Source organism: Abyssicoccus albus, assembly GCF_003815035.1.
Taxonomy (GTDB): Bacteria; Bacillota; Bacilli; order Staphylococcales; family Abyssicoccaceae; genus Abyssicoccus; species Abyssicoccus albus.
This window is the reverse complement of the sequence record NZ_RKRK01000003.1, coordinates 228332-243760: the sequence shown is the minus strand read 5'-3', so window position 1 is coordinate 243760 and position 15429 is coordinate 228332. Positions and strand designations below refer to the sequence as shown.

18 protein-coding genes are annotated in these 15429 nt (G+C 35.9%); 12 read left to right on the top strand and 6 right to left on the bottom strand.

Annotation, left to right across the window (positions count from 1 at the left end; all coding sequences use genetic code 11):
• Position 1: 1 nt before the first annotated feature.
• From EDD62_RS06425 to EDD62_RS06415, 3 genes are read left to right on the top strand one after another with little or no spacing between them, the layout of a single operon-like run.
• Positions 2-1639: a cbb3-type cytochrome c oxidase subunit I gene (locus EDD62_RS06425; RefSeq protein ID WP_123807986.1), complete on the top strand. Its 1638-nt coding sequence runs from the start codon at positions 2-4 to the stop codon at positions 1637-1639.
• Positions 1640-1664: 25 nt separating this feature from the next.
• On the top strand, positions 1665-2291 hold the full coding sequence (locus tag EDD62_RS06420; RefSeq protein ID WP_123807985.1) for an SCO family protein: 627 nt from the start codon (positions 1665-1667) through the stop codon (positions 2289-2291).
• Complete coding sequence (locus tag EDD62_RS06415) at positions 2288-2851, top strand: hypothetical protein (protein ID WP_123807984.1); 564 nt, start codon at positions 2288-2290, stop codon at positions 2849-2851. Before EDD62_RS06420 ends, EDD62_RS06415 begins: the two co-directional genes overlap by 4 nt.
• A gap of 7 nt (positions 2852-2858) precedes the next feature.
• Here EDD62_RS06415 and EDD62_RS06410 read toward each other — a convergent pair whose 3' ends face one another.
• Positions 2859-3533 (bottom strand): Crp/Fnr family transcriptional regulator, encoded by a 675-nt coding sequence (locus tag EDD62_RS06410; protein WP_123807983.1) that lies wholly within the window; start codon positions 3531-3533, stop codon positions 2859-2861.
• A gap of 117 nt (positions 3534-3650) precedes the next feature.
• Between EDD62_RS06410 and EDD62_RS06405 the strand changes: the two genes are divergently transcribed.
• From EDD62_RS06405 to EDD62_RS06380, 6 genes are all read left to right on the top strand, one after another.
• Positions 3651-4886, top strand: coding sequence for a carboxylate--amine ligase (locus EDD62_RS06405; RefSeq protein ID WP_123807982.1), 1236 nt, complete (start codon positions 3651-3653; stop codon positions 4884-4886).
• 77 nt (positions 4887-4963) lie between these two features.
• Positions 4964-6436: a malate dehydrogenase (quinone) gene (mqo, locus tag EDD62_RS06400; RefSeq protein WP_123807981.1), complete on the top strand. Its 1473-nt coding sequence runs from the start codon at positions 4964-4966 to the stop codon at positions 6434-6436.
• A gap of 114 nt (positions 6437-6550) precedes the next feature.
• On the top strand, positions 6551-6754 hold the full coding sequence (locus EDD62_RS06395) for a helix-turn-helix transcriptional regulator (RefSeq protein WP_077141092.1): 204 nt from the start codon (positions 6551-6553) through the stop codon (positions 6752-6754).
• A complete protein-coding gene (locus EDD62_RS06390; RefSeq protein ID WP_123807980.1) occupies positions 6754-7443 on the top strand; it encodes a DUF3169 family protein in 690 nt (229 codons plus the stop codon). Before EDD62_RS06395 ends, EDD62_RS06390 begins: the two co-directional genes overlap by 1 nt.
• Positions 7444-7460: 17 nt before the next feature.
• Positions 7461-8360, top strand: a complete 900-nt coding sequence (locus tag EDD62_RS06385; protein ID WP_123807979.1) for an ABC transporter ATP-binding protein — start codon at positions 7461-7463, stop codon at positions 8358-8360.
• Complete coding sequence (locus tag EDD62_RS06380) at positions 8353-9576, top strand: ABC transporter permease (RefSeq protein ID WP_123807978.1); 1224 nt, start codon at positions 8353-8355, stop codon at positions 9574-9576. Before EDD62_RS06385 ends, EDD62_RS06380 begins: the two co-directional genes overlap by 8 nt.
• Positions 9577-9804: 228 nt before the next feature.
• Here EDD62_RS06380 and EDD62_RS06375 read toward each other — a convergent pair whose 3' ends face one another.
• From EDD62_RS06375 to EDD62_RS06360, 4 genes are read right to left on the bottom strand one after another with little or no spacing between them, the layout of a single operon-like run.
• Positions 9805-10056 (bottom strand): hypothetical protein, encoded by a 252-nt coding sequence (locus EDD62_RS06375; RefSeq protein ID WP_123807977.1) that lies wholly within the window; start codon positions 10054-10056, stop codon positions 9805-9807.
• A 58-nt stretch (positions 10057-10114) separates the two neighbouring features.
• Entirely contained in the window at positions 10115-10840 is a 726-nt protein-coding gene (locus tag EDD62_RS06370) for an SDR family NAD(P)-dependent oxidoreductase (protein ID WP_123807976.1), read from the bottom strand.
• A gap of 48 nt (positions 10841-10888) precedes the next feature.
• Complete coding sequence (locus EDD62_RS06365) at positions 10889-11560, bottom strand: hypothetical protein (protein WP_123807975.1); 672 nt, start codon at positions 11558-11560, stop codon at positions 10889-10891.
• Positions 11553-11888, bottom strand: coding sequence for a PadR family transcriptional regulator (locus EDD62_RS06360; protein ID WP_123807974.1), 336 nt, complete (start codon positions 11886-11888; stop codon positions 11553-11555). Before EDD62_RS06360 ends, EDD62_RS06365 begins: the two co-directional genes overlap by 8 nt.
• Positions 11889-12027: 139 nt before the next feature.
• Here EDD62_RS06360 and EDD62_RS06355 point away from each other — a divergent pair, with 139 nt between their 5' ends.
• Together EDD62_RS06355 and EDD62_RS09195 are read left to right on the top strand one after the other, a co-directional pair.
• Positions 12028-12327 carry a rhodanese-like domain-containing protein gene (locus EDD62_RS06355; protein ID WP_414731061.1) on the top strand — a complete coding sequence of 100 codons (300 nt, stop codon included), beginning with the start codon at positions 12028-12030 and terminating at the stop codon, positions 12325-12327.
• Position 12328: 1 nt separating this feature from the next.
• A complete protein-coding gene (locus tag EDD62_RS09195) occupies positions 12329-12496 on the top strand; it encodes a hypothetical protein (RefSeq protein WP_170152788.1) in 168 nt (55 codons plus the stop codon).
• A 28-nt stretch (positions 12497-12524) separates the two neighbouring features.
• Here EDD62_RS09195 and EDD62_RS06350 read toward each other — a convergent pair whose 3' ends face one another.
• Positions 12525-13994 carry a potassium/proton antiporter gene (locus tag EDD62_RS06350; protein ID WP_123807973.1) on the bottom strand — a complete coding sequence of 490 codons (1470 nt, stop codon included), beginning with the start codon at positions 13992-13994 and terminating at the stop codon, positions 12525-12527.
• 162 nt (positions 13995-14156) lie between these two features.
• On the opposite strand from EDD62_RS06350, the gene EDD62_RS06345 reads away from it, so the two are divergent.
• On the top strand, positions 14157-15068 hold the full coding sequence (locus EDD62_RS06345) for a nuclease-related domain-containing protein (RefSeq protein WP_123807972.1): 912 nt from the start codon (positions 14157-14159) through the stop codon (positions 15066-15068).
• Positions 15069-15429: the final 361 nt, after the last annotated feature.

Genomic DNA, 15429 nt, shown 5'->3' with positions numbered 1-15429 from the left:
GATGGAGGCCATTCAACGGATTAAAAATAATCGATTTGCACTCACGAGTATAGGACTTAGTTTTGTTATATTATTTATTGGAGGATTTTTAGGTTTATTACAAGGTTTGAACAGAGCAGGATTTTTAACAATTCATACAGGACTTGATTATTATCAAATTTTAACGTTACACGGCATATTGCTTATCATTGCATTTACACTGCTCTTTATGAATGGTTATTTGTACGCAGCGTGTGATTACGTCCTTGGTGGACTGTCTAGCACCGTTCAAAATCTAGCGTGGACAGGACTTGTGAGTTTTTTAGTTGGTGCGGTATTGGTCATTGGGACTGTCATTGCCGGTGATGCAAGTGTATTATATACATTCTATGCACCGATGCAAGCGTCACCTTGGTTCTATATCGGTCTCGTATTTGTTGTATTGAACATTTGGCTATGTGCAGCCGGTGTGTTTATCTCAGCATTTCAGTGGAAGAAAGCGCATAAAGGAGAACATTTACCGTTATTTGCATTCTTTGCAGTCGGTGTTTACATGTTGATTACACTCGGTAGTATCGGCGTAACCGTTGAAGTATTAATGTTAATCGTGTGGGCATTCGGTTGGATGGAAACGATTAACGTATTGCTCACGAGAACATTATTTTGGAGTTTCGGACATACATTAGTAAACGTTTGGTATCTTGTCGCAGTGAGTGCATGGTATCTAGTGTTACCGAAAGTGATGGGCGGAAAGGTTTTCAGTGATGGATTAACGAGACTTGTTATTATTCTCATCGTCGTGTTAAACGTACCCGGTGGTTTCCACCATCAAATCGTCGATCCTGGATTTGGTGAAGGGTTGAAGTTCATGCATTTAATCATGAGTCTTGCGATTGGGTTCCCGTCACTGATGACAGCATTCGCTATGTTTGCCGTGCTTGAGCGAACAGGTCGAAGAAATGGTGGTCGTGGATTACTCGGTTGGATATGGAAATTACCTTGGGGTGATGTTAGATTCTTAACGATTATGATTGCGATGATTGGATTTATATTTGGGGGTGCAGGTGGTATTGCACAGACAAATAACCAATTAAACCAAGTGGTTCATAATACTTTATGGATTGTAGGACATTTCCATGTGACCGTAGGTATATCAGTCGTGTTAACATTCTTCGGACTTGTGTACTGGCTTGTGCCTTATTTATCAGGGCGTGTATTAACGAAGAAGATTCACAATTTAGGAATCTGGCAAACAGCGTGTTGGGTTGTTGGGATGATTTTCATGTCAGGTTCAATGACGTTCGTCGGATTAATTGGTGCACCTAGACGTACACAATATACAACGTATCAAGATGCAGCGCATGCACTTGATTGGAATCCATACTTACTCTTTGTCGGTGCAGGTGGAACACTTTTATTTATTGGAATCATATTAATGTGTTACATCGTCTTTAACTTAATGTTCTTAGCACCGAAAGGACAGACAAAATTTATGGTCGCAACTGAACTTGAAGAGCCAATGACAACTCCAAAATGGACAGAAAACTGGGGATTGTGGCTTGTCGTTGCATTGCTGCTCATCGCGATGGGTTATGTGTACCCGATTGTAGATTTAATTCAAAATTCACCACCAGGATCTCCTGGTTATAAAACTTGGTAATATCATTTCAAAGGAGGGATGTTGTATGAAAAAAATAGAGTATATCGCATTACTTATTATTTTCATCAGTGCATCCTTCCTATTTTATTTTACGACAGATGGTTTCACTGCATTTACGATTGAACAACAGCGTATTCAAGATTTGAAAGAACAGAAACCGAAGATACGTAACGTTCGAGTGACAGACCATTTAGGCGAGTCACACCAGTTCAGTGACTTTAATAACCACTATAAGCTCGTCACATTTATCTATACATCATGTTCGACAGCTTGCCCACAAATGGAAACGAATATGCAACGTGTCTATGATCAAATGGATATGACAAAGCATAAAGATGAATTGATCTTTATGAGTATTACATTCGATAGAGAACGCGATACAGTCGATGTACTGAACAAATATGCGACGTATTTCGAAGCAGATGGCACGACGTGGAAAATGCTCAGAACGAAATCAGGAGATGGATTACAACAATTGCTTGATCAATATGGTGTCACTGTTATTCCAGATGGCGATGCGGATTTTCAACATAATACGTCATTTTATTTAATTGCACCAGATGGCACACTTGAGGAAGTATTGAACTTTAAAGATGTCGAAGGAACTGTTGATACATTAGAAGCGGTCTTGAGAAAGGGGGGGACATCTTGAGATTCGTAAAGTATGGATTTATATTATTATTTGTACTTGCAACACCACCAATGAGGTCACTACTCGAATCAATTATGGTTACACATATGCATATGCAAATGATGTTATTGTTTGGCGTTGGAATCTTGATTGCCCCTCTTTTTCAATATCGCTTGAATATTGGACTAGATACATGGAATGCATCAGGATATCCAGGTATGGTGCTATGTTTACTCATCATCAGTTACTGGATGCTACCACGCACGATGGATGAATCACTCGAGTTATGGTGGGTTGAATTATTTAAGTTTATTTCATTGCCATTCTTAGCAGGTATGATGTTCCGAGATAGTTGGCCGAAGTTAAATATGTTATCACAAATGATGGTCATGATTTTTTGCACAATATTATTTGGTATACTCGGTTATTTGTATATTTTTGCTGAGACAAATCTATGCAACAATTACGTCACAAGTGACCAATTAGCTGTTGGTTGGGCATTTATGTTTCTTACAGTCACATTAATCTTATATATGTTACTCGTATTGTTTACAGATCAGTCTCAATATTATGAATCGTAATCTCATTTTACCATTTAATCTTAGATTGATTAATAATTAAATAACCGTCTTGGTCCTCTTCAACGATGCCTTCGGCTTTGAAGTGGGATACATTTCGACTCACTGTTTCACGTGTTAGACCTAGCATATTTGCTAGGTCTTGTTTTGTCAGTTTGAGACGAATCAATGTCCTGTCATGATCAATTGCACTGCCATGTGATTTACACAAACGTCTTAGTAAATGTAAAATTTGTTGCGTTGTTGAGGATAGTACTTTTTGTTGTAATCGTTTCTGTAAATCAACGATTAAATCGCCTAAATAACGCACCATCTTGATCATCACTTCAGGTTGAGCGATTAACATTTCTTCGAATTCACCTTTCTCGATTGTAATGAATTCTGTGTCGCTTACGGTAATCGCATTGGCTGGATATTGTCCTGTTCGAAACAAAGCATGATGTGGAAACATCTCATGTGTTCCAAAGTAATTAATAATTTGTTCGCGACCTTCTTGGTCAACGCGATAAATTTTGACATCGCCAGATAATATGAAATAGAAATGCGTCAATGTTTCTTGCTCATAAAACAAATGAGTTTGACGGACAACTCGACGTGTTTTACATATTTGCTCTATGGACTTTAGTTCTTGGTCTGTTAATGTTTCAAACATTTTAATTGATTTTAAATGTTTAGATAGAGACATTGAATCACCTTTGAATGTGTCATTTATTTTTCATCATACACTATTTTTTTTAAACTCAAAAGGTTAATATATTATTATATACTTTAGAGAATTATTTAATATGAAAGGATTGTTACTTTGGAGCAAAATATTTTACCTGTAATTTTAGGCCCCACAGAACATGCATATTCGTACGCAGTAGACTTTGATAAACAATTTGGAATGGAATGTCTGATTGTTGCACAGGACTATTTGAAAATGACTAAATATTCATCATTATTTAAACGTTACGAAGTATGTCCTAATATATATGAAGATGAATCGTTTTTGAATAGTTTAATCGAGGTTGCATCAAAACACCCTAAACAAACATTAATCTTGTTACCGACGTCTGACAAATATTTATCTTTGGTCGTTAAATATCAAGATGAATTAAAAAAATATTATAAATTAAACGTTCCAACAACGGATCAATTTAATAAATTATTTTATAAACGCAATTTTTATGAAACGTGCAAAGCATTTAATGTTGATATTCCAGAAACATATGTTCATCATTTTGGAGATCCTTCTTTTAATGAATCAATTCAATTTCCTGTTATATTAAAAGTTGATGATTCATCAACTTATACAGAGTCTTTTGAAGGGAAGCAAAAAATTTATTATTTAAATTCATATGATGAAATCAATGAAACGATTCAATTAATATATACACAAAGTAACTATAAAGGTGCACTGATTATACAAGAATATATTGAAGGATCAGATACCACTTTATATGATATTGTCTATTATGCGAATCAATCCAAAAAAGCACAATTTATATCATTTGCTCAAGTACTTTTACAAGACCCTGAATTAATTAGCGTTGGCAACTATTTAGCAATGATTAGTCGATATAATAAGACTGTAATGGATCAAGCGAAATCTTTGATGGAGGGGATTGGATATCAGGGATTTGCTAATTTCGATTTAAAATATGATAAAAAAGACGGGAAATATAAATTTTTTGAAGCGAATTTAAGAATAGGTAGAGGAAGTTCTTACATTAATAGTTCTAAACGTTCAATGTCACAATTACTGATTGATGATTTAATTGAAGAGAAATCAAATAAGTTATATTACATGAATAATAAAGTGCTATTTAGCTTTATACCTATTCCTCTATTAAAGAAATATATTAATGAAAATTCATTACATCTTGAGGTAAATGAACTTTCTAAACAAAAAGCAATTTATCGACCACTTAAGTATTATAATGAAAAATCGTTAAAACACAAAGTTTATTCAACATATAGACTCTATGTTTATTATAAAAAGCTTAAAAAAAGTGCATGGCAAAAAGAAATATATGGTAATGATGATGCGATGTAGATTTTGAAAACGCTTTTTAAACGATGTGAAAAGCGTTATAATAAGTATGATGAAATTTACTAGGGGGCAATATTATCATGAATAAGACAGATGTCATATTAATTGGTGGGGGCATTATGAGTGCAACGCTTGGAACGCTCCTAAAAAAATTAGACCCAACACTTTCAATTAGAGTGTTCGAGAAATTAGATGGACCAGCTCAAGAGTCATCGAATGTGTGGAACAACGCTGGAACAGGACATTCAGCATTGTGTGAATTGAACTATACGAAAGAACAGCCGAATGGTGTCATTGATATTAAGAAAGCGATCAATGTCAATGAGCAATTCCAAGTGTCTAAACAATTTTGGAGCTATTTAGTGAAAGAAGGGAAGTTACAAGACCCTTCACGATTTATTATGCCGGTACCACATATGAGCTTCGTTCTTGGTAAAGAGAATGTCGAGTTCTTAAAGAAACGTGTAGAAATGTTAAATGGGAATGTTTTATTCGAAGGCATGGAATTCAGTGATAGTAAATCTGAGCTGAGCGAGTGGGCACCTCTCATGATGGAAGGTCGTACATCGGATGAGCCAATTGCGATGAGTAAGATGGATGCTGGAACAGATGTGAACTTCGGTCAATTGACGAAAGATTTATTTGAAGATCTTGAGGCACAAGGTGTTGAAATTCATTATTCACATGAAGTGAAGAACTTTAAAGAAGTAGAAGACGGAAGTTGGCAACTAGAAGTCCGAGATCGTCAATTTGGTAAGACAGACTATTACAACGCGGACTTCGTATTTATTGGAGCAGGTGGTCATGCATTACCGTTATTACAGAAAACAGGTATTAAGCAATCTAAACATGTTGGAGGATTCCCAGTGAGTGGTGTGTTCTTAACGTGTTCAGAAGAATCGATCGCAGATCAACATTTAGCGAAAGTTTACGGTAAAGCTGAAGTCGGTGCACCACCAATGAGTGTACCGCATTTAGATACGCGCTATATTGACGGAAAGAGAACATTATTGTTCGGACCATTCGCAGGGTTTTCACCGAAATTCTTAAAAAGTGGATCGTACCTTGATTTGATTCAATCAGTGAAACCATATAATGTGACGACGATGCTCGCATCTGGTGCGAAAGAAATGCCACTGACGAAATACTTAATCGGTCAATTAATGTTATCGCATGAAGATCGAATGGAAGATTTACGTAAGTTTGTACCAACAGCGAAGGATGCAGATTGGTCAACGACCATCGCAGGTCAACGTGTACAAGTCATTAAAGATACAGAAACAGGCGGTAAAGGGACACTTCAATTCGGAACAGAAGTCGTCACAAGTGACAACGGTTCAATCGCCGCATTACTTGGTGCAAGTCCAGGCGCAAGTACCGCTGTATCTGTCATGACTGATTTACTAGGAAAGTGCTTCCCAGAACGTATGGATGAATGGGACGCTAAATTAAAAGAAATGATTCCAAGTTATGGCCAATTATTAACGGATAACCCTGACTTGTTTAGAGAAATCAATAAAGACACAGCAAAAACGCTCGGATTAAATGAATAGATGAAAGGAATCCCTCGTGAGAGGGGTTTTTTTATGAAAGAATTTATCATTTTGACAAATATACTTGTCAAAATGATAAGTATATTGTACATTAATTGTGGAGGTGTAATGTATGTGAAGACTAGATTGAAAGAATTACGAGCACGTCACAACATGAATCAAACTGAATTAGCTAAAAAGGCTAAAATTTCTAGACAAACAGTAAGTTTGATTGAGCGTGAAGAATACATTCCGTCTCTCATCATTGCGAAAAGGTTATCCAAAATACTCGGCGAGTCCATCGATGATATTTTTATATTTGATGAGGAGGAATTATAATGATAAAGCGTACGATTTTGTATATGATCATCGGCGGTATTCTTGGTGGTATATTAGGTGTTACATTTATAGGGGAAACTGAATTTGATATAGTGAATTATATTGATTTATGGACTGTTATTGTCATTGTTTTTACGTTCGGGTTATTTTTATTTGCTCTATCGATTTATTTCTCGTATTCACTAAAAAGATCTCTTAAAGCTAGAGGCTACGAGACGGATAATGATGAATATCAAGTTTGGTTATACAATCGATACTTATATATGATGTATTGTATAGAGGTATCCATGTCGATAGACTTTTTTACCTTATGTACTATTTCTTTTACGTTAAACCGTTATTTATTTTGGGCTATTGTTTTAAGCCTTATAATCAAGGTGTTCATTGTTATAAAATTTTTTGAGATGATGAATTTAATTTATCCAGAACAGAATTTGCCATCTGTTAAGGATCCTAAGTTTCAAGAGAAGTTATTTCAAGCAAGTGATGATGGAGAGAAACATGTAATGCTAAACGGCTTGTTTTCATCTTATAAAGCATTTAATACGACATTAGTGTTTGTCATGGTTATTCTATTTTTATATGATGTGAATAGTGGACAATCACAAGTTGTTGCCATTGCATTAATTACACTCGTTTTAATTATTGGCAAAACTACTTACTATTTAAAAATTCGTGACAAATTATAACAAAGGGGAGAAAGCGCATGACATTAAAGTTAGAAGGGTTGACGAAGCGGTTTGGTGAGTTCACAGCCGTAGATAATGTCAATTTAACGATTGAACCGGGGAGAATGTTTGGCTTCTTAGGGGGAAATGGTGCTGGTAAGACGACGACCTTCAGAATGATTCTCGGGTTGTTACCGATTAGTGAAGGGACTGCAACGTTCAATGGTCAGCGTATAGATTATGGAGTAACGGACACGATTGGTTACTTACCTGAGGAACGAGGGTTAAACCCTAAGCTGAAAGTCGAAGAGCAGTTACAATACTTAGGACAACTGAAAGGCTTAAGTAAGTCGAAGTGCAACCAAGAGATTGATTACTGGTTAGAGCGTTTCGAAGTGACTGAGAATAAGTCGAAAAAAATCGAAAAGTTATCAAAAGGAAATCAACAGAAAATTCAGCTGATCGCATCCATTTTACACCGTCCGAAATTAATGATTCTAGATGAGCCATTCAGTGGATTAGATCCTGTCAACGTTGAAATCTTGAAAGGTGCAATTAAACAATTGAATGAAGAAGGTGCGACGATTATCTTCAGTACGCATCGGATGGAACATGTCGAAGAATTATGTGAAGAGATGTGTATACTTAACAAAGGAAAACAAGTTGTGAGTGGAAATATCGAACAGATCAAACATGATTTCGGTCAGAAGACATTAGTCATCGAAGGAGAGCATCCAATTGATTTCGTTCGTGAAATGCCAGGTGTACTATCAATGAAATCAGTACGCAATAAGCATACGATTAAACTGGAAGATGAATCATACGCAGAACCAATCTTTAAGAGAATTATTGAACTTGGATACTTCAAACGTTTCGAAGTTCAAGAACCTTCAATTAATGATATCTTCATACAGAAAGTAGGTCGTGTCGATGAATAAATTTTGGATTACATTCATGCAAACGTTCCTCGGCAAAGTGACGAGCAAAAGTTTTATCGCAACAACGTTAATTACCATTTTACTCATTGTAGCAGCGAGTAATGCAAACAAGATTATTGAACTGTTCCAAGGTGAAGATGACACGGTAAAAGAAGTCCATCTCGTAGGAGATCAGAATAAACTTCAACCGGTTGAAGCGCAGCTGAAAGAAACGCTGAAAGACTATGATGTATTGCTTCATGATGAAGCACCGAAAGATGCGGAAGGTATTGTCGTCAATATTGGTGATGATTTAAATGAAGTGACAGCGACAGCGAAAGAAGAAATCGGTGAACCTGAGAAGCAATCAATCAATGGAGCGATTACAACGTTGAAACAAGGTGAAGTCATGCAAGAATTAGAGCTTTCACCGGATGATATGAAGAAGTTAAGTGAAGTGCCAGAAGTTAAGTTCGAAGTCGAATCAGATGGAGAAGACGGGCCGAAAGAAGGATTCGACTTCGATGAAATGAATATTCTTAATTACATTATCGTGTATGGTGGCATTATTTTAATGTTCTTTATTATCATTAACTATTCGAGTCAAATTGGAATGGAGATCGCAACAGAAAAATCATCACGCGTTATTGAGATGATTGTCTCGAGCATTAAGCCAGTGCATCACGTGATGGCGAAAGTATTTGCCATGATTAGTGTTAGTTTATTGCAAGTTATTATATTAGCCGCAACATCATATATTTGTATGCAAGTATTTGATATCTCTGAATTTACGAAAGAAATTGGACTTGAAGCGAATGAACAAACAACACCACTTGTCATCTATACAATTATCTTTACTGTATTAGGACTTGTTTTTTACTTAAGTGTTGCCGCATTACTCGGTTCATTTGTAAATCGTATGGAAGACTTCCAACAAGCGTTCATGCCACTGACATTTGCGTTATTAATCGGATTCTATATCGCGATCTTTAATACCGCATCACCAAGTAGCAAAATCGTAGAAATCGCAAGTTACTTCCCACCATTCACACCATTGTTGATGCCACTTCGATCTATAAGTAGTGTGACACCAGATTATATGATTTGGATTGGGATTGCCTTAATGGTCATCTCATGTATTATCATTGTTTGGTTTACTGGTAGAGTATACAAGAAGAGTGTATTGTCAACAGAAAGCAGTTTATGGAAGTTCTTTAAGAAAAAGAAGAAAGCTTAATGAATATGGTGCGCGCAAATCGTATTTGCGCGCATGATAATAGCGAAAAAGGATAAAAAGCAGGGAATGGTGCGCGTAAATTGGATTTGCGCGCATGATAATAGTGAAAAGAGTTGAAAAGTGAGAAATGGTGCGCGCAAATTGGATTTGCGCGCATGATAATAGTGAAAAGAGTTGAAAAGTAAGAAATGGTGCGCGTAAATTGATTTTACGCGCACCATTTCCGTTTTATTTCAATAATTTCAATTCTTCGTCTCTTGAGTGGATTTCATTGACGATTAAAATACTTGAAGCGTAATCAACAAGTTGATCACGATCAATATTATTAGATTCTAAATCATTTTTCATCTTCAAAATGATTTGACCCATAATATTATGATCGCGTTTTAACTGTTGAATCGCATCATGAAGCTCAGGGCGTTTTTTCTCACATTCAGAATATAATCCGTTCTCTTCTTCTTCACTCTCTGCATGAGCCATAATTCGGCCTTCGATGAATTCGATATATTCCTGACATAATTAAACACCTCGTATTATATTATTGATCCAATGGGATTGGATTTGTTGCCCACATTTGGCTTGTTTTCATCAATGTACGTTGTTCAAGCTTTAATTGGTTGACGATAATATCCGCGACATCACTTGCGTGCATCATTGATTCTTCTTTTAGTTTACCACGTGTTCGGTCTGTCAAAATCGCTGACGGCGTAATTGTCGAAATTCTAACATTATCTGTTCTAACATCTTGCATCGCACCTTCACTCAATCCAATCACTGCATATTTTGTTGCTGAATACAGTGCACTCCCTTTCGTTCCTTTCAATCCTGACATCGAGGAAACATTAATGATATCCCCAGTTTGACGTTGTTGCATAGAAGGTAGCACAAGTTTCATCGCGCGATACATACCGAATACATTCGTCTCCATCATTTCGCGAAAACGCGCTTCGCTAGATTCCATAAATGGTGTGTAATCCATTTGACCAGCGTTATTAATCAAAATATCGATTTCACCGAGCTCTGAATTAACAGTATTCACCATCTGTTGAATGTCTTCTTCAACAGCCATATCTGCTTTAATCGCGATAATTTTACTATCTGATATTTCCTGAGAAATTTTTTCTTTCGCTGCGTTCACTTCATCAAGGTCTCTAGAAGTGATTGCCACATGAACGCCTTCTTGAGCAAGACCCATTGCAATCGCATAACCTAACCCCTTTGAAGCTCCGGTAACAAGCGCAACTTTTCCTTTAATATTTTGCATCGTGACACTCCTTAAAGATTTGTTGATACAAGCGTACCATAGACGAGTTTATTTATTAAATCGATAAGCAATGTAGGCACTTAATAATAGTATTGAACCGACTACCATTTTCAGGAGTGAAGGAAACTCAAAGGTAGCTCCTTGATTCATTTGAAGGATCAGGAAATATGCGCCGATTAATATTAATGTAAATAATGAAGATATAACCCATATAAGTAAAAATTCAGTAAGCTGAAACTTCACTATAAATGGGATGTGTTTTATGAAAAATACTACCCCTATAAAGAAAAATACAAATGAAATCAATGTCACAAAAATCCCCGTTATAAAAGGAATAATTCCATAAGTTGTTTGTGGTGGAATATTGAAAAAGAAATCAACAATATAATCTGAAATACCACCACCCATAAAGTAAAATCCAAAGAAAATCATGATGAGTGAAATGATTGGCATGACTAATTTTCTTGGATAAGGTAAGGCATCTGTAATTTCCTTAGCATAAGCTTTTGGATTATCGCCAATCATTGTATGGATATCTTTTCCTTGTTTTTGAGCTTGTATTGTATGCTCTAAAACTTCCATGAGTACTTCTTCAGTTTCTTTAGATGTTCTAAGAGAAGTTCTAATGTACATTAATATATTTTCATAAACCTTTTTATTGTACTTAGTGAGTTGTTTACGGAGCTCATTATTTTCATGAGCAAGTTGATCTTCATTCATTGACTCCATCCCCTTTTAAAATATTTTGAATCGGTTCATGAATTTGCTGCCATTCATGAACCATTTGTTCAAGTTCTTCTTCCCCTTTGCTTGTGATGAAATAATATTTTCGCTTTGGCCCTAAGTCAGATTTGCGGTATTCACTATAAATCAAGTCGTTTTTTTGTAGTCTCAATAATACTGGATAGATTGTCCCCTCACTAATATTATCTAATCCATATTGTTGCAATCGTTGAGATAATTCATACCCATAGATTACTTCCCGACTAATGATTTTAAGAATACACGCATCGATGATCCCCTTTAATAACTGTGTTCTTTTAGCCATTCTCCCACCTACTTTGTATTACAAGGTACCCTGTATAAAGTTAGCTACTATGTATAGCAAAGTAGCTAACTACATCGTACTTTATTTGTTTTGTGATGTCAAACATCTGTATAATGGTGAAATAAGGAAGGTGTTTATTATGGAAATCAAAGAAATTCAAATGAGTGAATTAGAGTCTAAAATTTCATTAGGTGAATCGTTAAATATTATCGATGTGCGTGAGGATTTTGAGGTACAGTTCGGGATGATTGATGGGGCAGAGCATATCCCAATGAATGATGTACCGAATCGTTTAGATGAATTTGATCAGGATCAAAAATATTACATTGTATGTAAAAGTGGTGGACGAAGTGCGGATGTTGCGATGTTTTTGAATCGGCATGACATTGATGCGGTTAATGTAGACGGTGGTATGATGGAATATAAGGGAGGTCAGTAAAATGAATGAGCGTTATCAGAAAGTGCTTGTATTATATTTGTTAGCAAATGCAGTGGTAAAGGTATTGAATGGTGAGTTTAAAATTTGTAAGTGGATTAAAGATTCACTCGTTGGGTATACGATATTTTCAATTGGCTTACGTGAGATGACAAAGCGAAAAAATAAATAATAAAAGCTCTCCATTCAATGGAGAGCTTTTATACGTTCTTCGGTGCTTGTTGAATATTTTTAGCCATATACGATTTAATATACTGATGCGTATCTTTACTCGCTAAGATATATACGATGTCATTTTTCTCAAGCACTAATGAACCTTCAGGCATTAACAATTGATTGTCTCGGACGACTGCATTAATATTCACACGTTCTGTAAAGTCTAAATCTTGAATCGCCTTATTTTTCCAAGATGAGTTCGGTGTAATAATGTATTCACGAATATCCATTTCCGAAACTTCACCGGCGACCATATCGAAGTGGTATGGTGAGCTAATCGATTCACCTTTATTTAACCCGAGCCAATTAGCAAGAGGCAAGAGTGTCATCCCTTGGAGCAATGCACTGAGTAGCACGACGAAGAAGACGACGTTAAAGATAAGTTCGGAACTAGGTACTTCTGCAAGCAATGCATACGTTGCGAGAATAATCGGTACTGCGCCTCGAAGTCCAGCCCATGAAATGAATGTGAGTTGTTTTGTAGTTAAGTCGGTCCAAAAGAGTGTCGTAAAAACACTGATTGGTCGAGCGATAAACATTAGGATCAAAGCGATAAATAATCCTCCCCACATAATGGATACAAGTGATGATGGAAAGACGAGTAACCCAAGTAAGATGAACATGCTCATCTGTCCCATCCAGGCAAAACTTTCACCGAATCGAATGATACTCGTTCTATAACTTAACGGTTGATTACCGAGTACGAGTGAAAAGATATATACGGCAAGTAATCCACTGACACTCATCCAAGAGGAGACGCCGTATGTTAAGAATGTAAGCGTCAACGCGAGAATTGGGTATAATCCTGTTGCTTCGAGCTTCATCCAATTAATCAGATAAACACCAGCGTAACCAGCTAACACTCCAACAATTACCCCACCAACCATTTGCCAAATAAACATTAAGACAGACTCGAAAATCGTTGCATCGGGAATCAATATTAAGCTGATCATCATCGTCGTTAAAAATAAAGCCATCGGATCGTTTGTTCCAGATTCAACTTCAAGAATATTTTTGATTTTTAGGTTGATTTTTTTGTTGCCGAGAATACTAAATACTGCAGCAGCATCAGTCGAACCAACAATCGCACCAAACAGTAATCCTTGTTGCCATGATAGGTCTAAGATGAACATAGTGGCTACAGCGACAATAAGTGTTGTGATGAATACACCAACTGTTGCAAGGATACCTGCATATGTAAGTGAAGATTTTACTTTTTGATAGCTTGTCTGAACACCACCATCGAATAGAATTGTGATGAGTGCCATCGTACCAATGGCTTGAGCGATCAATGCGTTGTTGAAAGTGAAGAAAGAGTTTAACCCCATACCAACAAGTAGAAATACAATTAAAGAAGGAAGGCCAAGTTTTGACGACAACGTCGTTGTAGAAATCGCGATAAAAAGTAAAAAGCCGATAAATAAAATAATCAAATCGGTAGTAATATAAATCACCTCGTTAAATTCTTATTTAGTATATCATATTTATTCACAGAATATTAAGTATACGCATCGGAATAGAGGATTCAGATGGATTCATTTCTATAAATGAACTTTTGCATTTTTTAAGAAATCACCCTCCGAAAAAACGATATATATAGTAGGAGGTATTTTTTTATGATTTTAAAAAATTTAAAATGTAGTAATACTTTGAACTATCTTCAAAATGCTAATAATCGTTGTACTTTGAATGAAACGGACGAACATCAATTGCAGACATTAATGAAAGGGATTGAAGGTGAACGCCTGTTTTTGAATTGCTTCGAACATTGCGAGAACATATTGAAGCTATGGGATTTACAAATCGATTATCGAGGTTTAGTTCAGTTCGATATATTATTTATTGTTCAAGGTGTTGTGTATCATTTTGAAATAAAAAATTATAACGGTTTATTTGTTGAACAAGGAGATAATTTGCAAGGCCCGTCAGGATTTATTTACCGAGGGATTTATTCTCAATTGGACCGTCAACATATGATGCTGAAAAATGTATGCCAAGGGTTTAAAGTAGTATCAAAAATTGTAATGATCAATCCAGGGTTTAAAATAAATACGAATCGTAGTGATATAATATTTCATAGTGATTTGGATGAATTGGTGAGGAAATTTGCTCAAGTTGAATCGTTCACTGCAATGGATTTAAAATTAGCTCGGAAACTTGAAGCAATGCATATTCAGGACAGTAAGTTTGATCGAATTTTTTACTATCCTTTTAATGAATTGAAGAAAGGATTGAAATGTCCTAACTGTAGAAAAATTTTAGAGCATCCAGTCAAAACTAAAAAGAAAATTATTTGTTCATGTGGTCATATGATAAATAAGCGTGAAGCGATCATGTTGAGTATAGATGAAATTGAATGTTTGAAAAATGATTATTTTACGTGTAGTGAAGTCTCTGAATGGGCTGGAGTATCGGCAAATATGGTATATCGAATTTTAAGAAATGAAGATGCGTACGATCGAATAGGACATTTTAAAGACGCACGTTATCGGAAAAAGCGACATCAGAGTAAATCGGAGATACTCTGAATACGGGATGGAAAATGAAAGAAAAGGTGCTGGTAATCAGAGTAAATCGGGGATACTCTGAATACGAGACGAAAAATGAAAGAAAAGGTGTTGGTAATCAGAGTAAATCAGAAATACTCTGAATACGGGACGAAAAATGAAAGAAAAGGTGCTGGTAATCAGAGTAAATCGGAAATACTCTGAATACAGGATGGAAAATGCAAGGAAAGTTATTGGTAATCAGAGTAAATCGGAAATACTCTGAATACAGGATGGAAAATGCAAGGAAAGTTACTGGTAATCAGAGTAAATCAGAAATACTCTGAATACGGGATGGAAAATGCAAGGAAAGTTATTGGTAATCAGAGTAAATCGGAAATAC